The organism is Streptomyces sp. NPDC050211, assembly GCF_040656035.1.
Taxonomy (GTDB): Bacteria; Actinomycetota; Actinomycetes; order Streptomycetales; family Streptomycetaceae; genus Streptomyces.
On the sequence record NZ_JBFALC010000011.1, the window covers coordinates 197015 to 217862 of the forward strand.

The window sequence follows — 20848 nt, forward strand, 5'->3', positions numbered from 1 at the left end:
ACCTTGGAGCTAGGGTTGGTTCATTTGGGATGGCGAAAACGGACGCGTACGGGCCGGAACGTGGAAGCGTGGGGTGCGAAGCGCCGGTTTCAGCAGGACCTGATGCACCGGGCCCGGCCCCCGGCTGCCACTGAAACAGACGTACGAGAGGAACCCTGATGCGGGACGCGTACCACGAGGAACTCGACTCGATCGGTGACGGTCTGGTCGAGATGGCCCGGCTGGTCGGATCAGCGATCGGGCGCGCCACGACGGCGATCCTCGACTCCGACCTGAAGCTGGCCGAGAGCGTCATCGAGGGCGACAAGAAGGTCGACGAGCTCCAGCACGACCTCGAGGCCAGGGCCATAGCCCTGCTGGCACGCCAGCAGCCGGTGGCGACCGACCTGCGCATTGTTGTCACCTCGCTGCGGATGTCGGCCGACCTGGAGCGCTCGGGCGACCTGGCCCAGCACGTGGCCAAGCTGGCCCGGCTGCGCTTCCCGGAGCGCGCGGTCCCCCACGACCTGCACGCCACCATCCTGGAGATGGGCCAGCTCGCCCAGCGCCTGATGGCGAAGGCCGCCGAGGTCATCATCACCAAGGACGTCGACCTGGCGATGCAGCTCGAGCAGGACGACGACGAGATGGACCTGCTGCACCGCACGCTCTTCCAGCACCTGCTGGACGAGAAGTGGAAGCACGGCATCGAGACCGCCGTCGACGTCACCCTGCTCGGCCGCTACTACGAGCGGTACGCCGACCACGCCGTGGCGGTCGCCAAGCGCGTCGTGTTCCTGGTCACGGGCGAGCACGCGGACGAGCTCCAGCCCGACATCCAGCCGGACATCCAGCCGGTGACGGGCACCGAGGGCTCTTGAGAATTCGCACGGGCCCCTGAGACTCCGCGCGGGAGCCTGAGACCTTCGCACGGGGGCGTGCGTCAGAGCCTCCGTGCGCCGTTGATGCGACCGGCTGGGCGGGCATGGAATGGGCACAGGCTCCAGCCTTGAGGAGGGACCATGGCCGAATCCCCCAGCATCTCCGGTACGACACCCGACCCCACCCAGGAACGTCCGACCGAGCAGCCCGCCGAGATCAAGAGCCTGACCTTGATCGGCGCGTGCGGCTGCGGCTCGGGCTGCCAGTGCGGATGCCAGTCCGGCAATCCGTGCCAGTGCGGCTGACCGACCCGTTCTTCGCAGGGGCCCCGGCATCACACCGGGGCCCCTGCGCTGGTTGGTACGGCCGTACGGGCGCAGCATGGAGGAACAGCACGCGCAGCGCACGGGCGAGAAGGAGGTGCGAGGCCATGGCTCAGTTCATGGACGTACACACCGGGATGAAGGGCATTACGGCCGAACAGCTCAGGGAGGCCCACCAGGCGGACCTCGCCATCGAGAAGGAAGAGGGCGTCCACTTCGAGCGGGCCTGGGCGGACCCGGAGTCCGGCATCGTCTACTGCCTCTCCGAGGCGCCTTCGGCCGAAGCGGTCCAGCGCATTCACGAGCGGGCGGGGCACAAGGCGGACGAGGTCCACAAGGTTCCGCTGTCGATCTGACCGCCCGACCGCAGCTGTTCGCGCCACCACCGGACACCGGGCGAGGGTACGGGGATGACCTTCGCCCGGCTCACATCACCGGCGCTCCGATGGCAAGCAGGTTTCCCTCGCTGTCCCGGAACCAGGCACCGCGCTCGCCGCGTGCGCCGGTGCTCGGGTAGTTGCCCTCGACTTCGAGGATCCCGTCCACGGTCCGCCCGCCGCCGTACAGCGCGGGCATCTCGACGTCCTCGAACTCCACGCCGCGCGCCTTGAGTTCGGCGACGACCGCGTCGATGTCGTCGACCTTCCACGCCATCTGGGTGAAAGTGCCGGGCGCGGATCCCGTCGACTCGAACACGATGAACTCCACACCACCGGTCCGGTACTTCAGCCCGCCGGGCCGCTCCTCGACGGGCTCAAGACCGAGCCGCTCGGAGTAGAAGCGCCGCGCCCGCTCCAGATCCTGCGCGGGCAGCCGGGTCGCCGGTGTCGCACCGGCCAACAGGTTCGTGTGATGCGCGTCCACTGCGTCCATACGTCCACTGTGCCGCGAGCGGGGCGGGAATGCCGTACGAACGGGCTGGGGCTACCCGCACTCGCGACTCGGTAGGGCACTCCATGGTTCGGACGGGCGGACGGCGACATCGTAGAACCCAGCAGGTCCCCGAGGCCGGCAGTCCTCATCCGGAAGGAACCTCCCATGAACTCGCTGCTCTCCACACAGACCAGCACGACGACGGCTGCCCTTCCCGAGGCCCCCGACGAGACCGAACTCACCCTCCTGCTCACCGCCTGAGACCAGGCCCACCCCACCCTCCCCGACCCCGAGTGGCGCCACCTCCTCGACGAGATCGCCCACCCGCGCACCACCGAGGCGTTTCAGCGCCTGGCGGAGGCGGCGGCTTGAAGTGGTGTGAGCGATGAGTTTGGGCGGTGGCGCGGGTCTGCCCTGGTATGACTCGGATCATCGCTGACATCTCGGTGTCCCTCGACGGCTTCGTCACCGGGCCCGACCCCGGCCCGGACAACGGTCTGGGCACCGGTGGTGAGGCCCTGCACAAATGGGCGTTCTCCGACGACCCCGACGACCGCCGGGTCCTGGGCGAGGCGACCGCGCGCTCGGGCGCCGTCGTCCTTGGCCGCAAGCTCTTCGACGTGGTGGACGGGCCGGGCGGGTGGGACGACAAGACGGGCTACGGTGCCGGCGAGGTCGGCAAGCCCGCGTTCGTCGTCGTTACGAGCTCGCCGCCCGAGGCGGTGCGGCTGACCGACCTCGACTGGACGTTCGTCACCACAGGGCTGCCCGACGCTGTCACCGCCGCGCGCGAGCGTGCCGAGGCGGCGTCGTCGGACAGCGGCAAGGATCTCGACGTCGTCCTCATGGGCGGCGGTGCCACGGTCCGCTCGGCGTTCGACTCCGGGCTGGTCGACGTGCTGACGCTGCACCTCGCACCCGTCGTACTGGGCGCCGGGACGCCACTGTTCACCGGCGGACCGCCGCGCATGCTGGCGCAGCGGAGCGTGACGTCGACTTCGACCGCGACGCACCTGACGTACGACGTCCTGGAGGTGATCCGATGATCACCGTCGACGTCAATGAGATCGCCTTGGGCATCGAGTCGTTCGGCGACGACGACGCGCCACTCGTCCTGCTCGCGGGCGGGCCGACGATGCTCTCCTGGCCCGACGCGCTGTGCGAGCGCCTCGCCGCCGGCGGACGCCGCGTGGTGCGCTACGACCTGCGCGACAGCGGAGAGTCGACGACGGCGGACCCGGAGGCGCCCGACTACACGCTGCGTGACCTCGCCGCCGACGCGGCAGCCCTTGCCGACGCGCTCGGCGGCGCCCCCGCGCACGTCGCGGGGATCGGCGTCGGCGGGATGGTCGCCCAGGTGGCCGCGCTCGACCACCCGGGCGCGTTCTCGGCGCTCACCCTGGCCGGCACCCGCGCGGTCGCACCCGGCCCGAGCGACGACGACCTGCCCGACCATGACCAGGCGACGATGAGCCGGCTGTTCGCGCATCCGATGCCCGACTGGACCGACCGCGAGGCGGTGGCCGAGTTCGCCGCCGCCGGCGCGGAGATCCGCGGCGACGACCCCGCCGCCGCGCGCACGATCGCCGCGCGCATCTGGGACCGCACGCCCGGCACCGCACCCCCGATCCAGATGGCCAACCAACTGGGCATGGTGTTCTCCAGGCTCGACTGCACACCCCGCTGGCGCGAGCGCCTGCCCGAGATCGAGATCCCCACCCTCGTCGTCCACGGCCGCCGCAACCGGTTCTTCCCCGTCGGCAACGGCGAGGCGATCGCACGCGAGATCCCCGGGGCGCGGCTGCTCGTCCTCGAGGAGGCCGCCACCGCGATCCCCGATGCGGCGGTGGACGCGGTCGCCGAGGCGATGCTCACGCTCGGGTACCACCAAAAAGCCCCCCACCCGCGGACAACCCGCAGGCAGGGGGCTTGATCAGTCAGGGTTACTTCTTCTTGCCCTGGTTCTTGACCGCCTCGATCGCCGCCGCAGCAGCCTCAGGGTCGAGGTAAGTGCCGCCGGGCTTCACCGGCTTGAAGTCGGCGTCCAGCTCGTAGGAGAGCGGGATGCCCGTCGGGATGTTGAGGCCCGCGATGTCGGCGTCGGAGATGCCGTCGAGGTGCTTGACGAGGGCGCGCAGGGAGTTGCCGTGGGCCGCAACCAGGACCGTGCGGCCGGTGAGGAGGTCGGGGACGATGCCGTCGAACCAGTACGGGAGCATGCGGACGACGACGTCCTTGAGGCACTCCGTCTGCGGGCGCAGCTCCGGCGGGAGGGTCGCGTAGCGCGGGTCGTCGAACTGCGAGTACTCGGCGTCGCGGTCCAGCGGCGGCGGAGGCGTGTCGTACGAGCGGCGCCACAGCATGAACTGCTCCTCGCCGAACTCGGCGAGCGTCTGGGCCTTGTCCTTGCCCTGGAGGGCGCCGTAGTGACGCTCGTTCAGGCGCCAGGTGCGGTGGACCGGGATCCAGAGGCGGTCGGCGGCCTCCAGCGCGAGCTGCGCGGTGCGGATCGCGCGCTTCTGGAGGGACGTGTGCACGACGTCGGGAAGCAGACCGGCGTCCTTGAGCAGCTCACCGCCGCGGACTGCCTCCTTCTCGCCCTTCTCGTTGAGGTTGACGTCCACCCAGCCGGTGAACAGGTTCTTCGCGTTCCATTCGCTCTCGCCGTGGCGGAGGAGGATCAGCTTGTACGGTGCGTCGGCCATGCGCCCGAGCGTAATCGAAGGCTTTGATCGCTTGTACGGCCGCCCGCGGACCGGACGGTTGACGGGATCTGTTAATTCAGTGGCCCCGCGCGACAGCGTCCTCGTAAGTTGTGCTCACCGCCTGAGCCGCTTACAGGCACTTACAGCCGGCTGACTGCCGTGGGGGACCCGATGTCGCTCGCCTCTCTGAGACGCGCCGCCCGAGAAACCGTCTCCGGACTCCCCCGCGAGTTCTGGTGGCTGTGGACCAGCACCCTCGTCAACCGGCTCGGCGGCTTCGTCGCCACCTTCATGGCGCTGTACCTCACCCTCGACCGCGGCTACTCCGCCACGTACGCCGGTCTGGTCGCCGCCCTCCACGGACTCGGCGGAGTCGTCTCCTCCGTCGGCGCGGGCGTGCTGACGGACCGGCTCGGGCGGCGGCCGACGCTGCTCGTGGCGCAGGCGTCCACGGCCCTCTCGGTCGCGCTGCTGGGGTTCATGCACCACCCCCTCGCCATCGCCGCCGTCGCCTTCCTGGTCGGCATGGCCAGCAACGCCTCCCGGCCCGCCGTGCAGGCGATGATGGCCGACATCGTCCGCCCCGAGGACCGCGTCCGGGCCTTCTCCCTCAACTACTGGGCCATCAACCTCGGGTTCGCCGTCTCCTCCATGGCGGCCGGCTTCATCGCCGAGTTCAGCTATCTCGCCGGCTTCCTCATCGAGGCGGGCATGACCATGATCTGCGCCATCGTGGTCTTCCTGAAGCTGCCGGAGTCCCGCCCCGAACGCACCGCGGCCGAGAAGGCGGCGGACGACACCGGCCTCGGCACGGTCCTGCGCGACGGCCGCTTCATGGGCGTCGTCGGCCTGTCCTTCCTGATCGCCCTGATCTTCCAGCAGGGCATGGTGGGCCTGCCGGTGGCGATGGGCGAGGCCGGCTTCACCCCGGCCGACTACGGCCTGGCCATCGCCGTCAACGGCGTCCTGATCGTCGTCCTCCAGATCCCGGTCACCCGCTACATCGAACACCGGGACCCAGGGCGCCTGCTGGTGATCTCCGCCCTCCTCGCCGGCTACGGCTTCGGCCTCACCGCCTTCGCCGGCTCGGTCGGCGTCTTCGCCCTCACCGTCTGCGTCTGGACCCTCGCCGAGATCGTCAACGCCCCGACCCAGACCAGCCTCGTCGTCCGCCTATCTCCGGTGCACGGGCGCGGGCGCTACCAGGGCATGTACACCATGTCCTGGGCGGTTGCCTCCCTCGTCGCGCCGCTGATGTCCGGTGTCGTCATCGACCGGTGGGGTGCGGAGTGGCTGTGGGGGCTGTGCGCGGTCATCGGGACGGTGGCGGGGATCGGGTACGGCGTCCTGATGCGGGGGCTTCCGTCGGAGGACCCGGCGCAGGAGGCGTCCCCCGCGAAAACAGAGGTCAAAGCCGCCTGACTCGCAAAAGAAGTCGTTACGGATGCATCCGCGCCCCCTTCACCGCCTTGTCCACCGCGTTCCGCGGCCCGTACACCGCCAGCCCCACCAGGTCCAGCTCCCCCGTCGGCACGGCGCGCACCGCCGCCCGGTTGTCGCGGTCGTTGCCGGTGGCGAAGAGGTCGGAGGTGAAAAGGGCACGCGGGAGGGAACGGGAGAGCACGCGCGCGTGGGCTGCCGTCAGGGTCTCCTTGGTGGCCTCGAAGACCAGGACGGGCTGGCGGAACATCGGCAGGTACGGGACGCCGTCCGCGTCCTCGTAGGGCTCGCCGATCACCTCGGGGAGCTCGGTGCCCAGGCCGCTGACCAGGAACGCGGTGACGTTCAGGCGCTGCCAGGGCTCCAGGTCGTCGCGCAGGAGGACGGCGATTTTGGTGTCGAAGCGAATCGGCTCAGTGCTCATGCTTCGAGACTGCCGATCGTCGTACGCCATCGTCTTGTACGTTCTTTGCATGGCCACCCGGCGTGACGTCTCCGCCTGGCGCCCGCACATCCCGGGCGTCATCGAGGTCTTCCACGCGCACTTCACCGAGTACGCCTATCCGATGCACGTCCACGAGGCCTGGACGCTGCTCATCGTGGACGACGGCGCCGTACGGTACGACCTCGACCGGCACGAGCACGGCACCCCGCACGACACGGTGTCCCTGCTGCCGCCGCACGTCCCGCACAACGGCTCCGCCGCCACCCCGCACGGCTTCCGCAAGCGCGTCCTCTACCTCGACGCGACCCATCTCACCGACGACCTGATCGGCCCCGCCGTCGACTCCCCCGACCTGCGCGATCCCGTCCTCCGGCAGCGTGTGGGCCAACTGCACTCCGCGCTCGCCCATCCCGGCGACGAGCTGGAGGCCGAGAGCAGGCTGACGCTCGTAGGAGACCGACTCCGGACCCATCTGCGGGCGCGTTCGGCCGTCGGGGAGCGCCGTGACCCCGCCCTCGCCGGCGACCTGCGCCAACTCCTCGACGCCCGCGTCACCGAGGGCCTCACCCTTGACGAGGCGGCCCGGCTGCTGCACGCCCACCCCGCCCACCTGGTACGGGCGTTCAGCTCCGCCTACGGCATCGCCCCGCACCAGTACCTCAACTCCCGCCGTGTCGACCGGGCCCGCGCCCTGCTGCTGCGCGGCGCGAGCCCGGCCGAGACGGCCACCGCGACCGGGTTCTACGACCAGGCCCATCTGACGCGGCACTTCAAGAAGCTGGTCGGGGTGACCCCGGGCCGCTATCGCCTCAGCTATCGCAGCAGCGCGCGCTGAGCGTCGTACAGATTGCGCGGCCGTACGGCGTCCGTCGTGCCGTACAGCTCCAGCCGGGAGTGCAGATCGCCGGTGAAGTCGGGGACGTCGATCTGGTCGAACTCGCGCACCTCGTTGATGCCGACCGTGGCGGACCAGGGCGCCAGGCCGTCGATCTTCATCAGGCCCGCGCGGCCGTTGGTCACCCGGATGTTCCAGTGCGTGAAGCGGGCGCCGAACAGCGGGCCCGCGGTCGCGTCGCCGCCGTGCCGGCCGGTGTTGTCGACGGTGATGTCGGTGCGGACGTTCGCGAAGGGCAGGCCGCGGTGGCTGTCGAAGGTGCCCATCCCCATGTCGCCGCGCGACCAGACGTTGTACGACGACAGGCCCTCGACGTTGATGCCGTGCAGCTGCGTGCCCGCCGGGGCGGGGGCGGTGCGCCGGTCGATCGTGAAGTCCTCGACGAGGTTGTCGTGCGAGCCCTCGCGGCAGAAGTACGGGTGATGGGAGCCCCGGCCCGACACGCGCGTGCGGCGGAGCGTGCAGGCGGAGGCGGCCACCAGGCCGAAGCCGTTGTCGACGTGATGGACCGTCACATCGTCGACCCAGCAGTCGTAGGCGCATTGGAGTACGACGCCGTTGTGCCCGTTGTCCAGCAGGTGCGGCTGCTGCGGGGTGTGCGCCGCCTCCAGGGTGAGGCCCTCGACGCCCGCGCCCGTCAACTCCTGGACATGCGTGGTCAGTCGGGGGTCCCACTCGGGGCGTACGTCGAGAGGGAGCGGGCGTTCGAGGGTGACCTTGTGGCCGCGGACGTGGGCGATGCGGACGGGCCATTCGTAGGGGACGTACGAGGTCAGCTTCGTCTTGTCGTCCCAGGTGTACGCCTCGGGGCCGGGGCCGCCGCCGCACATGTGCTCCAGGAGCGTGTGGCCGGGGTCGTCGGCGAGGCGGAGTAGGACGAGGGTGCCGGGGCGGAGCATCGACGGGTCCGCGACGGTGATCGTCCAGGAGCCCTGGCGGGCGGGTTCGACGGTCGTCAGCGTCCGCCACTCGTCGCGCTTGTTGCCGGTCCAGCCTTCGAAAGGCCAGGTCTTGGCACGGATGGCGGCGGTGAGGGACTCCCAACGGGCCGTCGGGGCAAGCCAGATGAGCCCGCCCGCCCATGACCACGACGACTTGTCGCCGCCGTAGCGCGATCCGTACACGCCGATGAGCTCGGTGAGGTTCTTTGTCGCGTACAGCGTCGTACGGCCGCTGCCGGCGCCGCGGAGGACCACGTTCGAGTGGCAGATGCGGATGACGTCGTCGATGCGGAAGGTGCCGGGCGGGATGGAGACCGTGCCACCGCCGGCTCTTCCGGCAGCGGCGATGGCACGGTTGATCGCGGGGGCGGAGTCGGTGGTGCTACCCGCCACGGCGCCGTACTTCCGTATGTCGGCGACGACCGGGCGGCGCGGGAAGCGGGTCGCTCCGCGGTGGCAGCCCGCGCGGCCGATGTACGGGATCTGCGGGTGGGTGAAGGGGGTTCGGGTGAACTCCCGCCAGAGGGCGGGGACTTCGGCGGCTTGTGCCGTGCCGCCGGTGGCGGCCGTGGCTGCCACCGCTGTGGCGGCGGCGAGCAGTGTGCGTCGTGTGACTCCCGTTACGTGCTGATGGCTCATGCCTGATCGTCCTTCCATGCGGCTCTTCATGGATGTGAACGACGTTCAGATCTGCGTCGGCGGTGAGCATGACACGAGACCCCTGCACCCGGAAGAGGTTGTGCAGGGGTTAGTTGGTCCGGACCTTGAGATCAGTCAGAGGGTCGCTGGATCAGATGCATGAACGCATCCAGATTCCGCGTCGACTCACCGCGCGACACCCGCCACTCGTACTCCTTGCGGATCGCGGACGCGAAACCGAGCTCCAGGAGGGTGTTGAAAGAGCCGTCCGCCGCCTCCAGGACCTGGCCGAGCAGCCGGTCGATCTCGTCCGGGGTGACGGCGGAGAGGGGGAGCTTGGCGGTGACGTAGATGTCGCCGAGCGGGTCGACGGCGTAACTGACGCCGTACAGCTTGAGGTTGCGCTCCAGGAGCCAGCGGTGGACGCCGCCCTCGTTCTCGTCGGGGTGGCGGACGACGAAGGCGTTGAGGGAGAGGGAGTGGCGGCCGACGAGGAGGGAGACGGTCGTGGAGAGCTTGCGGGTGCCGGGGAGCTTCACGACATAGTTGCCGGGCTCGGGGCTCTCCCACTCGAGCTCGGCGTCTCCCAGGAAACCCTCGATGACCTGCGCTGTCTTCGATGCCTCAGCCATGGTGGGAGCGTACGCGACGGCGGTACGACTGGGTCGCCGCCGTGTAGACGTCCGCCGTGGCGGCGGCCGCGGTGTCCCAGCCGAAGGACTGCGCGTGCCGGGCGGCTGCCGCGCCCATGCGTGCCGACAGCGCGGGGTCGTCGGCGAAATCGCCCAGCACGCGCGCGTAGTCGACGGGGTTGTGTCCCTGGACGAGGAATCCGGTACGTCCGTCCCGTACCGCCACCGGAAGGCCGCCGACCGAGGCCGCGAGCACAGGCGTGCCCGCCGCCTGCGCCTCGATGGCGACCAGGCCGAAGGACTCGCTGTAGGAGGGCATGACCAGCACGGAGGCGGCCCGGAACCAGTCCGCGAGCTGGTCCTGGCCGACGGGCGGGCGGAACCGTACGACATCCGCGATCCCGAGCCGGGAGGCCAGCTTCTGCAGGCCCTCCGGCTTGGCGAGCCCGCTGCCGCTGGGGCCGCCGACGACGGGGACGAGGATGCGGGAGCGCAGCTCGGGGCGCTCGTCGAGGAGGACGGCGACCGCGCGCAGCAGTACGTCGGGGGCCTTGAGGGGCTGGATGCGGCCCGCGAAGAGCGGGATCAGGGCGTCCTGCGGGAGGCCGAGGCGGGCGCGGGCGGCGGCACGGCCACCGTCCGGGCTGAAGCGCTCCAGGTTGACGCCGGGGTGGACCACGGCGACCTTGTCGCGCTCGGCGGCGTAGTGCCGTACCAGTTCCTCGGCCTCTTCCGCGGTGTTGGCGATGAGGCGGTCGGCGGCGGCGACGATCTGGGTCTCGCCGATGACGCGGGCGGCGGGCTCGGGGGTGTCGCCGTCGGCCAGGTTGGCGTTCTTGACCTTGGCCATGGTGTGCATGGCGTGCACCAGGGGGACGCCCCAGCGCTGGGCGGCGAGCCAGCCGACGTGGCCGGAGAGCCAGTAGTGCGAGTGCACGAGGTCGTAGTAGCCGGGGCGGTGACCGGCCCAGGCCTGCATGACGCCGTGGGTGAAGGCGCACAGCTGGGCCGGGAGGTCTTCCTTGGCGAGGCCTTCGTAGGGGCCCGCGTCGACGTGCCGGACGAGGACGCCGGGGGCGAGTTCGACGGTCGGGGGGAGGGCGGCGGTGGTCGCCCTCGTGAAGATCTCCACCTCGATGTTGATGGCGGCGAGGCGCTGCGCCAGCTCCACGATGTAGACGTTCATGCCGCCGGCGTCGCCGGTGCCCGGCTGGTGGAGCGGTGAGGTGTGCACGGAGAGCATCGCGACACGGCGGGGACGGCGGTGCAGCCGCAGCCGCGGGTGCGCGGCCGGGGAGCGCCGTCCGAGCCTGCTGACGTACTGGCTCACGTGGCGTTCCTCCTTGGTCCGGGCATGCCTTCGGGAGGACGTGCGGGCCCTCCAGAGGAGGAACACCGGACGATGGCACTCCATTTCCGGTTCGGGGTTCTTTGCCGAATCATTACCGCTGGTCGCTCAACCGTTCGAGGTCGAAGTGCGTTCGCATACCCTCGTAGCCATGACATCCCGCGCCCCCCGCCCTGTGGGAACAGTGACGCGCGGGACCACCAACCCGAACCGGCTCCGCCGCATGGACCGCTGGATCGCGGCCACGCACGGCGCCACACTGCGCCGCAGCGCCGACGCCGTCGCGGTCGACCTCGGCTACGGCGCGGCCCCCTGGACGGCCGTCGAACTGCTCGGCCGCCTCCGTACCGTCGCCCCACGCGCGCGGGTCGTCGGCGTCGAGATCGAACCGGCACGGGTCGCGGCGGCACGGCCGTACGAGCGCGAGGGGCTGGTGTTCCGGCACGGCGGGTTTGAGATCCCCATCCCTCAGCGGCCGTTGCTGGTCCGCGCCGCCAACGTGCTGCGCCAGTACGACGAGGAGGAGGTCGCCGCGGTCTGGGAGCGGCTGTGCGCCCGGCTCGCGCCCCGAGCGGACGGCTCCGGCGGCGGACTGCTCGTCGAAGGCACCTGCGACGAGATCGGGCGGCGGCATGTGTGGGTGGCGCTCGGTCCGGAGGGACCGCGCACGGTGACGTTCGCGGCCCGACTCGGCTCCCTGGAGCGGCCGTCGGACCTCGCCGAGCGCCTTCCGAAAGCGCTCATCCACCGCAATGTCCCCGGCGAACCGGTCCATGCCTTCCTGCGCGACTTCGACCGCGCCTGGGCGGCCGCCGCGCCCTACGCCTCCTACGGCGCCCGCCAGCGCTGGATGCGCGCGGTCCGGGATCTGACCGCCGACTGGCCGGTGACGGACGGGCCGGTGCGCTGGCGACAGGGTGAAGTGACCGTGCGCTGGACGGCGTTGGCGCCCAGGTTCTGACGGTTCCGGGGCACAGGACCGGACGGCTTGGGGCACAGGACCGAACGGGTTTCCCTCTCGTTTCCCCGGGCGGCCGGACGAGCGGGAACGATCTCTGGGAGTCGTTCGTCACAAAGGCGGGGAGATCGTCGTAGTAGCGGTTGAACGGGGGGAGAGAGTCCTTGCCTCTGTCGTTTTGTGCCCTCTCGTGGCACGATCCCCCGGGTGTCCGTAAGTTACTGACGGTAAATCAGTTTGGGGGCAGTGGTATGGGTACGGGCAAGCGGGGCCTGATCTCGGCGGCCGTGACCGTGGTGTGCGCGGTCACCGTGCTGGCGATAGCACCCGGCACGGCATTCGCCGCACCGACCCCCACGCCGACTCCCTCGGCGTCCGCTCCCTCGACTCCCGTGACGAACGGGGAACTTGAGGTCGTCCGCGAGAAGATCGACAGGCTCTACCGCGAGGCCGCCGCCGCCACGGACGCGTACAACGCCGCCGAGGAGAAGGCCAAGCAGCAGTCCGCGGAGATCGTCGGCCTGGCCAACAAGATCGTCAAGGGCCAGGCGAGGCTGGACGACCTCAAGAAGCGCGCCGGCGCGGCGGCCCGCGCCCAGTACCGCAGCGGCGGGCTGCCGGACGAGGCGCATCTGATGCTCAGCGACGACCCTCAGGAATTCCTCGACGGTGCGGGCCGGGTACTGCAGGGCGAGCGCGCCACCAAGGCCCTGATACAGGAAATGACCCGCACCCAGCAGGACTTGGAGCAGTACGCCAAGGACGCCTCCGCCCAGTGGAAGAAGCTGGAGGCCAACCGCAAGGACAAGGCGACCGCCCAGAAGAAGATCAAGAAGCAGATCGCGGCGGCCGAGAAGCTCGAGTCCGAGCTGGAGAAGGACGAGAAGAAGCGCCTCGCCGAGCTGGAGCGCCAGGCCGCGTACGAGGCACAGACCGCCTGGCTCGACACCGGCGTCCTCGACGACGTCCAGGGCAAGGCCACCGCGGCGGGCAAGAAGGCGGTCGCGTACGCGACGGCTCAGATCGGAAAGCCGTACGAGTGGGGCGCCGAGGGCCCGAAAACGTACGACTGCTCGGGCCTGACCTCACAGGCGTGGCTCGCGGCCGGCGATGTGATTCCGCGCACCTCGCAGGAGCAGTGGAAGCAGCTGAAGTCGGTCGACATCAAGGACATGCGCCCCGGCGACCTCATCATCTATTTCGACGACGCCAGCCATGTCGCCATGTACATCGGCGACGGCGCGATCGTCCACGCCCCGCGCCCGGGGCGGACAGTGACGGTCGCGGGCGCCGGGTCGATGCCGATACTCGGGGTCGTGCGGCCGGGGGCGTGAGCGTCCCGTATGCCCCATGCATAACGGCACGTCCGTTTCGTGACTCGCACCACGTGACCTGGCCCACCTGGCACGGGCGTTCAAACATCCGTGGACGTGACCTTCGTCATCCCCGCCTCATGGTCGCCCTGTCCAACTGCGGTACGGAAAGCGGCATATGACAGCGGCCGAGTGCCGAGCGGCGTGCGTCACACCATTCCTTTACGGCGTCGACTACCGCTATGGTCCCGGTCGGTGGGAGGACTTCCTCGTCCCCCGGCCATGCCCTCGGGGGGAGGGAAGGAACCCAACACAATGCCCGTACCCGTACCGCGGCAGAGAGCAGTCCCGGCCGTGGAAAGTGGTCAGGCGCCGGCCGCGTCCACAGTGCGCGGCCCCTCCAAGCAAGAGGCCCCGCGCACGGCAGAGCCGGTCGACAACTCGAGCGGCAATGCCGCGAACCTGACCCTGCTGGTGATCGAGGACGATCCCGGCGGCTCGCCGATCGTGCCCGAACTGCTCGATTCCTCCGGCAAGCCGATCCGCATCCGCACGGCCCGCAATCTCACCGAGGCCGAGCGGCTGCTGACCGATGACGTCCACTGCATCCTGCTCGACCTCGCGCTGCCCGCGCCCGGCCGGGCCGATGCCGAGGACGAGCTGGCCGTACTCAAGCACGTCCTGGAGCTCGCGCCCCGGCACGCCGTTCTCGCGCTGACCGCGTCCGGCGACACCGAGCGCGCCGCCGAGGCGGTCCGTGTGGGCGCGCAGGACTATCTCTTCCGGGATGAACTGGACGGTCGGCTGCTGAGCAGGGCGATCCGGTACGCCGTGGAGCGGAAACGTTCCGACACGGCCGAGCGGCGGCTCGCCGAGGGCCGGATGCGGGCGCAGGAGAACCGGCGCCTGGAGCGCGGCCTGCTGCCGACGCCGCTGCTGGAGGGCTCCTCGCTGCGGTTCGCCGCCCGATACCGCCCGGGGCGCTCGCGTGCGCTGCTCGGCGGTGACTTCTACGACGTCGTCCGCACGCCGGACGGCACGGTGCACGCCATGATCGGCGACGTCTGCGGGCATGGCCCGGATGAGGCGGCGCTCGGCGTGGAGCTGCGGATCGCCTGGCGGGCGCTGACCCTGGCGGGGCTGTGCGGGGATGAGCTGCTCGGCACGTTGCAGCAGGTGCTGGAGCATGAGCGCGCCGACGAGGAGATCTTCGCGACCCTGTGCACGGTGGATATCGCGCCGGACGGGCGGCGGGCGGGGCTGTGCCTTGCGGGGCATCCGGCGCCGCTGGTGGCTCGGCCGGGGCGGCCCGCGCGGTTGCTCCCGTACGACAACAACGGGCCTGCGATCGGGCTGCTGCCCGGTGCGCGGTGGCCGCGGACGCAGGTGGAGCTCGGGCGGGAGTGGAGCCTGATGCTGTACACCGACGGGCTGATCGAGGGGCATGTCGGTGAGGGGCGGGAGCGGCTCGGTCAGGACGGGATGGTGTCGCTTGTCCGTCGGCAGCTGTCCGAGGGGCTGGGTGGGGAGGCGTTGTTGCGGGCGGTCGTCAATGAGGTGCGGGCGCTCAATGGGGGCGAGTTGACTGACGACGTGGCGGTGTTGCTGTTGGATCGGGCGGGCTGAGCGGGGGCTCGCCGTAGCGGGTTCTGTCGTATGCCGACTGCTGGTCCGTTGTGGCTGGTCGCGCAGTTCCCCGCGCCCCTATCGGGGCGCTTTGCTTACCGTCCGCCGTTGTAGGGGCCGTACGGGCCGTCGCTGCTTGAACCCCTCTTCGGGCGGCCGCCTCCGGGGAGGCTGCGGATTGCCGGGCGGACGTCGACCATGTACACGATCGTGGCGATGAGGCCGATGATCGGCAGGAACGACAGGATGTTGAAGATCAGGTTCACCACGAAGGCGATCCCGAGGATGATCAGCCAGAACGGCTTGGTCTGCTTGTCGGCCGCGCGGTAGGCGTCCTCGCGGCGCGTGGCGGCGTCGAAGAGAGCGAAGCCGCTGAAAAGGATCAGGGCGACACTCAGCAGCCACATGAACCCTGCGAACCCCTGCATCAGCACAACGTCCACCACCCGACTCGGTTAGTCCCTACGCGGTCACCGTACCCGTAACCGGAAAGCCGCTACCCGCAGAACGGGCCGAGCACTCCAGGAGTGCCCGACCCGTTATCGCACGGCGGACGGAACGACCCGCCCGTCTGTGCCTGCCTTACTTGGCCGGCGGCGTCGTCTTCTTGGCCGTGGTCTTGCGGGCGGCCGGAGCCTTCTTCGCCGCGGTCTTCTTCGCCGGGGCGGGCTCGGCCTTGGCCTCGGCGGGCTTCTCGTCGGCCTTGGCCTGGCCGGCGTCCTTGACCTCGACCGGCTCGGCCTTGGGCTCGACCGCGACGGCGAGCTCCTCGATCTCCTCGGCGGCCTCGCCGCGCCAGGTCTTCACGGCCTGCTCGCCGTGCTCGGCGACCTTCTCGTAGGTCTCGCGGGCCTTGACGGCGTACTCGGCGGCGACGCCGACCGAGCGCAGCGCGATGTCCTGGGCGGTCTCGCCGAGCTTCTTCAGGTCGGCGTCAAGGGTGCTGCCGAGCTTCTTGATGTCGGCGTCCAGCGAGCCGATGAACTCGTTGACCTTGGTCTGGACGTTCTCCTGCGTTCCCTTGACCTTGGCGCCGACCTCCTTGGCGCGGGCGGTGGCCGTCTCCTGGACGGACTTCGGGTCGGTGTTGCGTACGGCCTCGATACGGGCCGGCGCCTCGGCGCGCAGCTGCTCCACCAGGGAGGGCACCTTCTTGGCCTGCTGGAGGGCCAGGTCGGCGGTGCCGGCGGCGAAGTAGAGCGGGGTCGGGTCGCTGAGGGTCTTACGGAGGTCGTCGGTGATGGCCATGGTGATGGTCCTCCCGGGTCACGTGCGCTTGAGGGTTTTGGGTCCCGCGGGTCAGTCGGCGTGGTGCTGGGTCACGTCAGCCCGCCGACTGCTGCGGGGCGGCGTCGCTGCCGCCGGCCTTGCGGGTGCCGCGTACGGCGGTGTCGCTGTGTCGGGCGTCGTCCTGAGCGTCGTCATCTTTAGCGTCGTCCGCTATGTCCTGGGGGTCCGCGTCCATGTCCTGAGGGACCGCGTCGGCCGCCCCGTCGCGGCCTTCCTCCACCGTGGTGCCGGTCTCGAACCCGTTCTCCTTGCGGAAGGACTCGTAGACCTGGAGCAGCACCTGCTTCTGCCGCTCGTTCAGCGTGGGATCAGCGAGGATGACCGCACGGGTCTCCACCTCGTCCCGGTCCCGCTCGGCGTCGAGGATCCCGGCCCGCACGTACAGCGTCTCGGCGGAGATCCGCAGCGCCTTGGCGACCTGCTGCAGCACCTCCGCGCTCGGCTTGCGCAGCCCGCGCTCGATCTGGCTCAGATACGGATTGGACACCCCGGCGGCGTCGGCGAGCTGCCTGAGCGACAGCTGCGCATTGCGCCGCTGCTCGCGCAGGTACTCACCGAGATTGCCGACGTTGAGCGATGCCATGTCCCCACCTTGCACCACCCCCGCTAACTATTGCAAGCACCCGCTTGCAAAAGTGCGCCACACCACGCCCGTTCGGCCCTGTGACTTCACGCGATAGGTGTCACCTTCCAGCGATTCTTGTCACCAGTGGTCCCGCACATGTCAGGCGGGCAACCGGAATCAGGAGTCGCCGTGCTCGGGCGCCGCGCTCAGGGTCAGGATCTCGCCGAGGGCGATGTAGGTCTGCAGGAAGATGAAGCGGGCCTCGTCGATGGTGACCTCAGCGTGAGTGCCTGCGGAGCACCGGGCGTAGAGATCGGACAAGGTCCGACGTAGCCGGTCCCTGCGACTCTTGGACGCCCCACATGCGTGGGTGTGGGCCTGGAGCCGATTCAGCACCTGCTGCGGCCCGACCTTCAGGTCGACCTCGTCCCCGATCTTGTACAACTCGTCCCGGGCCGGGAACAGGTAATCCGCGGAGGAATCGATCAGCCGACGGCAGGTGGTGAGGGCCTGGCTGACAGACTCGCGGTCCCCGTCCCGGAGGCGGTCAGAGATGCGCTCGATCTTTTCGAGCGCAGTCCCGCTCGCCGCCGCCAACGCCCCGTCGACCCTCGCCTGGGTGTTTGCGAACAGACTCGCCTGGAGCTCGCTGAACAGGAGCTCGTGGTAGATCTCGGTGATCATGTCGTAGACGGTCGCGACAACTTGCCCGCAGATCCCGGCCCACGTGCCGAAGACGGCCGAGGACTGGAGGATCCGTTCGTCGTGGCGGCGCGAGGCAAGTAGGGCATTGTCGCCCGAATAGTTGCCCCCGCCGCGCATGGCGTCGATGGCCTGCTGGGCAGACTCGACCTGCGCCTCCACTTTCGCGATCGAGCCGGTGTGGAGGGTCTTCTTCTCCTTGTCGGCCCACCGGCCCGCTCGTCCGATCCAAGGCCTGACGGAACCGTCGGTCGGGTATCCGTTGCGCTCGAATCCGAGGAACTCCGTCAACTCGGTGTGGCCGACCAGCCGGGCGAGCCGGCTGGCCTTCAGGACGACCTCGGACGCCTTCAACCGCTTGAGCTCGATGTCGGCCAAGAGCTCATCCGCAACGCGGATCGCTTCTTCCTGTCGCCCCACTACTGACCGCCCGTCTGCTAGAACTCTGCTGCGCTGCAGTCGTACCACGCGGGTCGGACATGTCTGTGCCGATTATTTCGGCGACCACGACAGCCTTCGCATCGTGGCCACCCACCACCAGGTTCACGGGCTGTCGTTAACGAACGGGTCACGAGCCGCAGATGCCGTTGATCATTTGTTGCTTTCGGCGGCGTTGACCTGGGTTGTCCGGCAGTATGCGTGTTCGTGGGCGACTGCCGGTGGGGATGGATGAGCTGGTTGAGCACTGGACGGTACTCGACGAGTTGGAGCTCGTGGCGGGCAAGCGGAGTGCGACGACGCTCGCCACCGGCGCCCCACCCGGAGGGGCGCCCGGTGACGAGGCTGATGGGCCGTCATCTACGGCTGCCGCGCACGGCACGGATCACCTCGGCGACAGCCTTCAGCACCGTGGCGCGGTCACGCGAGGCGGTGCCCTTCACCACGACGATGACGATCAGCACAGCCGCGGCAGCGGCGACGAGCGCGATGGCGACGGGCACCAGGGTGGCCCAGGCGGTGATGTTCATGGCATTCCCTCCCTTCGTGCAGCCATCGGATGGGCCGCACGAGGAACATCACAGCTGACCGCCCCGCAGGGCTGAAGCTTTACCGGACCGGACAGATACCAGCATCAAAAGCCCAGTTCACAGGAGTGCTGAGCAGGCCGTCGGACGGATCCGCAGGACCGGGGAGGGTGTGCGGTGAGCAAGAGGACGGACCTGAGTACCGGACGAGAGATCTTGCGTTCGGAACTGCGCAAGCTGGAGGCCAACGCGCTTCAGGGCCGGGACCGCACGGACGCCATCGCCGAGGCTGGCCGTCGGCTCCAGCAGTCCCTCTCGCCAACCACCGTCGGCGGCTGGTTCGAAAGGGGCGCCCCGGCCAAGGACTTCAAGACCCTGTGGACCCTGGTCGAGGTCCTGCTGGAATGGTCCGGGCAACCTCGACCCGACACACTCACCGGACCGGACCGCGCCAAAGCGACAGGGCAGTGGGTGAGCACGAAGGAACTGTGGAAGAAGCGGTGGGAACAGGCCAGAACACCTCAACCCGTCACCGCCGTACCACCTGGTACCCGGGCGGTAAGCCGCTACGTCGGCCGCCCCATTGCCGAGTTCGACGATCGGCTCGTTCTGAACGACCTGGAGGTACACCCGGCCCTCGACGGCGGCGCCGCAGTCGGCAGGATCAGCGCACTACCCGCCTACGTCAGACGTGAGTTCGACACTCGGCTGGGCTCGCTGGTGGCCGCCGCCGCGAACGGGCAGAGCGGCATCGCGGTACTGGTCGGCGGGTCTTCCACGGGCAAGACCCGGGCCTGCTGGGAAGCGGTCAAGAACCTGCCGGACGGATGGCGGTTGTGGCATCCGATCGAGCCCGATCAGCCGACAGCCGTGATCAGGAACCTGGAACTGGTGGCGCCGCAGACCGTGGTGTGGCTCAACGATGCCCAGCACTACCTCCTTGACCGTGACCACAGCGCGCAGGTCGCCTCTGGCCTCCGTGAGCTGCTGAACGACCCCGAACGCGGCCCGGTGCTGATCCTGGGCACCACTTGGCCCGAGCACTGGGACACGCTCACCGATGTCCCCAGGACTAGGCCCGTACCACCAGACCCGTACGTGCAGGCCCGCCAACTGGTCTCGAACAAGAGCATCACCGTCCCCGAGGCCTTCACTGTTGAGGAACTCACGACTGCACAGGCCACCACCTGCGACCCCCGTCTGTCCGAAGCTCTTCAGCACGCGGAGCAAGGGCAGGTCACCCAGTACCTGGCAGGCGTCCCCGCCCTGATCGAGCGCTACAACAACGCATCCCCAGGTGCAAAGGCGCTGATCGAGGCCGCGATGGACGTGCGCAGCCTTGGTCACGGCCTCGCCCTGCCCCTGGCTCTGCTGGAGGCCGCCGCCGAGGGCTATCTCACCGAGACGCAGTGGGACCTGCTGGAGGACGACTGGCTCGAACGGTCCCTCGCCTATGTCGCCTGCCCGGTGCGCGGCACTCGCGGCCCGCTGACCCGTATCCGGCCACGACGCGGCCACCCCGCCTTCGCTCAACCCCACTACCGTCTCGCCGACTACCTCGAACAACACTGCCGGCACAGCAGCACCGTTCCCCCGGTTCCCGGAGCCCGTGACGCTCTCGTCGTTCCGGTTCCGGCTCATACATGGGTCGTTCTGATTGACCACGGCACTCCGTCGGGCCGTGCATCACTCGCCCGCGCAGCCCACGCCCGTGGTCTTCTCCGCATCGCCATGCGCCTGTACCAGGGCGCCGTCGAGGCTGGTGCCACCCGTGCTCTGAGACCGGCGGCCGACATCCTGCGCACGGCCGACCGGGAGGAAGAAGCGATCGCTTGGTATCAGCGCGGCGCCGAAACTGGTGACCTTCTCGCTCTGGGATGGGCAGTCCTGTTGCTGACCAGACGCGGTATGACAGACGAGGCCTTGACATGCCATCGGCTTGCTTCCGAGGCGAGCGATTCCGCCCCCTTGGGGATGAACGCTCTGCTGGAGAAGATGCAGCAGATTGAGGACGCCGATGCCTGGGTCCAACGCAACGTCGTCGACGGCGCGAGGGTCACCACGCAGTGGGCTCCCCTGATGCTGCGGGACGACTACGCCTGGCTGCTGCAGAGGCCCACACGGATTGCCGAGGCCCTGGAGCGGCTGAGAGCCCATGCTGAAGCTGGTAACACTGGCTCCCTGACCTTGGCCACCGATCTGCTGCACGCGGCCGGGCGTGTGGACGAGGCGAGAAGACTGAGACGGTACGGGTGGGAGCCGAAAGGATGGATCGCCTCGCCGTGGGAGGCTCCGCCGCCAGGTGATTAAACGGTCGTCACCGTAAC

The 20848-nt window shown here is 69.6% G+C and carries 22 protein-coding genes; 11 read left to right on the plus strand and 11 right to left on the minus strand.

Going from position 1 to position 20848, the window contains the following annotated elements; all coding sequences use genetic code 11:
• Nucleotides 1-158 precede the first annotated feature (158 nt).
• From phoU to AB0I98_RS14905, 3 genes are all read left to right on the plus strand, one after another.
• Nucleotides 159-860, plus strand: coding sequence for a phosphate signaling complex protein PhoU (gene phoU / locus AB0I98_RS14895; RefSeq protein ID WP_362940646.1), 702 nt, complete (start codon nucleotides 159-161; stop codon nucleotides 858-860).
• Nucleotides 861-1001: 141 nt separating this feature from the next.
• On the plus strand, nucleotides 1002-1166 hold the full coding sequence (locus tag AB0I98_RS14900; RefSeq protein ID WP_301982014.1) for a hypothetical protein: 165 nt from the start codon (nucleotides 1002-1004) through the stop codon (nucleotides 1164-1166).
• Between the two features lie 125 nt (nucleotides 1167-1291).
• The gene (locus AB0I98_RS14905; protein WP_210577794.1) at nucleotides 1292-1540 is read left to right on the plus strand and encodes an SCO4226 family nickel-binding protein; all 249 of its coding nucleotides are present in this window, start codon (nucleotides 1292-1294) and stop codon (nucleotides 1538-1540) included.
• A gap of 70 nt (nucleotides 1541-1610) precedes the next feature.
• Here the strand turns inward: AB0I98_RS14905 and AB0I98_RS14910 are convergent, their stop codons facing one another.
• Nucleotides 1611-2057, minus strand: coding sequence for a VOC family protein (locus tag AB0I98_RS14910; RefSeq protein ID WP_362940649.1), 447 nt, complete (start codon nucleotides 2055-2057; stop codon nucleotides 1611-1613).
• Between the two features lie 419 nt (nucleotides 2058-2476).
• On the opposite strand from AB0I98_RS14910, the gene AB0I98_RS14915 reads away from it, so the two are divergent.
• Nucleotides 2477-3103, plus strand: coding sequence for a dihydrofolate reductase family protein (locus tag AB0I98_RS14915; RefSeq protein WP_362940652.1), 627 nt, complete (start codon nucleotides 2477-2479; stop codon nucleotides 3101-3103).
• Nucleotides 3100-3990, plus strand: coding sequence for an alpha/beta hydrolase (locus AB0I98_RS14920; RefSeq protein ID WP_362940655.1), 891 nt, complete (start codon nucleotides 3100-3102; stop codon nucleotides 3988-3990). The genes AB0I98_RS14915 and AB0I98_RS14920 overlap by 4 nt, the downstream gene beginning before the upstream one ends.
• A gap of 10 nt (nucleotides 3991-4000) precedes the next feature.
• On the opposite strand, the gene AB0I98_RS14925 is transcribed toward AB0I98_RS14920, so the two are convergent.
• Entirely contained in the window at nucleotides 4001-4762 is a 762-nt protein-coding gene (locus tag AB0I98_RS14925) for a phosphoglyceromutase (RefSeq protein WP_362940657.1), read from the minus strand.
• 171 nt (nucleotides 4763-4933) lie between these two features.
• Here AB0I98_RS14925 and AB0I98_RS14930 point away from each other — a divergent pair, with 171 nt between their 5' ends.
• Nucleotides 4934-6184, plus strand: coding sequence for an MFS transporter (locus AB0I98_RS14930; protein ID WP_362940660.1), 1251 nt, complete (start codon nucleotides 4934-4936; stop codon nucleotides 6182-6184).
• 16 nt (nucleotides 6185-6200) lie between these two features.
• On the opposite strand, the gene AB0I98_RS14935 is transcribed toward AB0I98_RS14930, so the two are convergent.
• Nucleotides 6201-6626 carry a DUF2000 domain-containing protein gene (locus AB0I98_RS14935; protein WP_362940663.1) on the minus strand — a complete coding sequence of 142 codons (426 nt, stop codon included), beginning with the start codon at nucleotides 6624-6626 and terminating at the stop codon, nucleotides 6201-6203.
• A gap of 49 nt (nucleotides 6627-6675) precedes the next feature.
• Between AB0I98_RS14935 and AB0I98_RS14940 the strand changes: the two genes are divergently transcribed.
• Nucleotides 6676-7482: an AraC family transcriptional regulator gene (locus tag AB0I98_RS14940; protein ID WP_362940666.1), complete on the plus strand. Its 807-nt coding sequence runs from the start codon at nucleotides 6676-6678 to the stop codon at nucleotides 7480-7482.
• Here AB0I98_RS14940 and AB0I98_RS14945 read toward each other — a convergent pair.
• From AB0I98_RS14945 to mshA, 3 genes are all read right to left on the minus strand, one after another.
• Nucleotides 7461-9122, minus strand: coding sequence for a glycosyl hydrolase family 28-related protein (locus AB0I98_RS14945; protein ID WP_362940669.1), 1662 nt, complete (start codon nucleotides 9120-9122; stop codon nucleotides 7461-7463). The two genes, AB0I98_RS14940 and AB0I98_RS14945, sit on opposite strands and share 22 nt — an antisense overlap.
• Nucleotides 9123-9253: 131 nt before the next feature.
• The gene (locus tag AB0I98_RS14950; RefSeq protein ID WP_362940672.1) at nucleotides 9254-9754 is read right to left on the minus strand and encodes a YbjN domain-containing protein; all 501 of its coding nucleotides are present in this window, start codon (nucleotides 9752-9754) and stop codon (nucleotides 9254-9256) included.
• Nucleotides 9747-11084: a D-inositol-3-phosphate glycosyltransferase gene (gene mshA / locus AB0I98_RS14955; RefSeq protein WP_362940675.1), complete on the minus strand. Its 1338-nt coding sequence runs from the start codon at nucleotides 11082-11084 to the stop codon at nucleotides 9747-9749. The genes AB0I98_RS14950 and mshA overlap by 8 nt, the downstream gene beginning before the upstream one ends.
• 169 nt (nucleotides 11085-11253) lie before the next feature.
• Here mshA and AB0I98_RS14960 point away from each other — a divergent pair, with 169 nt between their 5' ends.
• From AB0I98_RS14960 to AB0I98_RS14970, 3 genes are all read left to right on the plus strand, one after another.
• Nucleotides 11254-12063 carry a class I SAM-dependent methyltransferase gene (locus tag AB0I98_RS14960; protein ID WP_362940678.1) on the plus strand — a complete coding sequence of 270 codons (810 nt, stop codon included), beginning with the start codon at nucleotides 11254-11256 and terminating at the stop codon, nucleotides 12061-12063.
• A 248-nt stretch (nucleotides 12064-12311) separates the two neighbouring features.
• Complete coding sequence (locus AB0I98_RS14965; protein ID WP_362940681.1) at nucleotides 12312-13394, plus strand: NlpC/P60 family protein; 1083 nt, start codon at nucleotides 12312-12314, stop codon at nucleotides 13392-13394.
• Nucleotides 13395-13688: 294 nt separating this feature from the next.
• Nucleotides 13689-14999, plus strand: a complete 1311-nt coding sequence (locus tag AB0I98_RS14970) for a SpoIIE family protein phosphatase (RefSeq protein WP_362940684.1) — start codon at nucleotides 13689-13691, stop codon at nucleotides 14997-14999.
• Between the two features lie 95 nt (nucleotides 15000-15094).
• Here the strand turns inward: AB0I98_RS14970 and AB0I98_RS14975 are convergent, their stop codons facing one another.
• The 5 genes from AB0I98_RS14975 to AB0I98_RS14995 form a co-directional block, all read right to left on the minus strand.
• Complete coding sequence (locus tag AB0I98_RS14975; protein WP_362940687.1) at nucleotides 15095-15427, minus strand: DUF2516 family protein; 333 nt, start codon at nucleotides 15425-15427, stop codon at nucleotides 15095-15097.
• A gap of 154 nt (nucleotides 15428-15581) precedes the next feature.
• Nucleotides 15582-16247: a hypothetical protein gene (locus AB0I98_RS14980; protein ID WP_362940690.1), complete on the minus strand. Its 666-nt coding sequence runs from the start codon at nucleotides 16245-16247 to the stop codon at nucleotides 15582-15584.
• 76 nt (nucleotides 16248-16323) lie between these two features.
• Nucleotides 16324-16872, minus strand: a complete 549-nt coding sequence (locus tag AB0I98_RS14985) for a helix-turn-helix domain-containing protein (RefSeq protein WP_362940693.1) — start codon at nucleotides 16870-16872, stop codon at nucleotides 16324-16326.
• A 159-nt stretch (nucleotides 16873-17031) separates the two neighbouring features.
• Nucleotides 17032-17934: a hypothetical protein gene (locus AB0I98_RS14990; protein WP_362940696.1), complete on the minus strand. Its 903-nt coding sequence runs from the start codon at nucleotides 17932-17934 to the stop codon at nucleotides 17032-17034.
• A gap of 416 nt (nucleotides 17935-18350) precedes the next feature.
• Complete coding sequence (locus AB0I98_RS14995) at nucleotides 18351-18524, minus strand: hypothetical protein (protein WP_351055728.1); 174 nt, start codon at nucleotides 18522-18524, stop codon at nucleotides 18351-18353.
• A gap of 174 nt (nucleotides 18525-18698) precedes the next feature.
• Between AB0I98_RS14995 and AB0I98_RS15000 the strand changes: the two genes are divergently transcribed.
• Entirely contained in the window at nucleotides 18699-20831 is a 2133-nt protein-coding gene (locus AB0I98_RS15000) for a hypothetical protein (RefSeq protein ID WP_362940699.1), read from the plus strand.
• The last annotated feature ends 17 nt before the right edge of the window (nucleotides 20832-20848 follow it).

Excerpts from the sequence above, each read along its gene's own strand:
- phoU (WP_362940646.1), top strand. The coding sequence starts at position 159 with ATGCGGGACGCGTACCACGAGGAACTCGACTCGATCGGTGACGGTCTG.
- AB0I98_RS14900 (WP_301982014.1), top strand. The coding sequence starts at position 1,002 with ATGGCCGAATCCCCCAGCATCTCCGGTACGACACCCGACCCCACCCAG.
- AB0I98_RS14905 (WP_210577794.1), top strand. The coding sequence starts at position 1,292 with ATGGCTCAGTTCATGGACGTACACACCGGGATGAAGGGCATTACGGCC.
- AB0I98_RS14910 (WP_362940649.1), bottom strand. The coding sequence starts at position 2,057 with ATGGACGCAGTGGACGCGCATCACACGAACCTGTTGGCCGGTGCGACA.
- AB0I98_RS14915 (WP_362940652.1), top strand. The coding sequence starts at position 2,477 with ATGACTCGGATCATCGCTGACATCTCGGTGTCCCTCGACGGCTTCGTC.
- AB0I98_RS14920 (WP_362940655.1), top strand. The coding sequence starts at position 3,100 with ATGATCACCGTCGACGTCAATGAGATCGCCTTGGGCATCGAGTCGTTC.
- AB0I98_RS14925 (WP_362940657.1), bottom strand. The coding sequence starts at position 4,762 with ATGGCCGACGCACCGTACAAGCTGATCCTCCTCCGCCACGGCGAGAGC.
- AB0I98_RS14930 (WP_362940660.1), top strand. The coding sequence starts at position 4,934 with ATGTCGCTCGCCTCTCTGAGACGCGCCGCCCGAGAAACCGTCTCCGGA.
- AB0I98_RS14935 (WP_362940663.1), bottom strand. The coding sequence starts at position 6,626 with ATGAGCACTGAGCCGATTCGCTTCGACACCAAAATCGCCGTCCTCCTG.
- AB0I98_RS14940 (WP_362940666.1), top strand. The coding sequence starts at position 6,676 with ATGGCCACCCGGCGTGACGTCTCCGCCTGGCGCCCGCACATCCCGGGC.
- AB0I98_RS14945 (WP_362940669.1), bottom strand. The coding sequence starts at position 9,122 with ATGAGCCATCAGCACGTAACGGGAGTCACACGACGCACACTGCTCGCC.
- AB0I98_RS14950 (WP_362940672.1), bottom strand. The coding sequence starts at position 9,754 with ATGGCTGAGGCATCGAAGACAGCGCAGGTCATCGAGGGTTTCCTGGGA.
- AB0I98_RS14960 (WP_362940678.1), top strand. The coding sequence starts at position 11,254 with ATGACATCCCGCGCCCCCCGCCCTGTGGGAACAGTGACGCGCGGGACC.
- AB0I98_RS14965 (WP_362940681.1), top strand. The coding sequence starts at position 12,312 with ATGGGTACGGGCAAGCGGGGCCTGATCTCGGCGGCCGTGACCGTGGTG.
- AB0I98_RS14970 (WP_362940684.1), top strand. The coding sequence starts at position 13,689 with ATGCCCGTACCCGTACCGCGGCAGAGAGCAGTCCCGGCCGTGGAAAGT.
- AB0I98_RS14975 (WP_362940687.1), bottom strand. The coding sequence starts at position 15,427 with ATGCAGGGGTTCGCAGGGTTCATGTGGCTGCTGAGTGTCGCCCTGATC.
- AB0I98_RS14980 (WP_362940690.1), bottom strand. The coding sequence starts at position 16,247 with ATGGCCATCACCGACGACCTCCGTAAGACCCTCAGCGACCCGACCCCG.
- AB0I98_RS14985 (WP_362940693.1), bottom strand. The coding sequence starts at position 16,872 with ATGGCATCGCTCAACGTCGGCAATCTCGGTGAGTACCTGCGCGAGCAG.
- AB0I98_RS14995 (WP_351055728.1), bottom strand. The coding sequence starts at position 18,524 with ATGAACATCACCGCCTGGGCCACCCTGGTGCCCGTCGCCATCGCGCTC.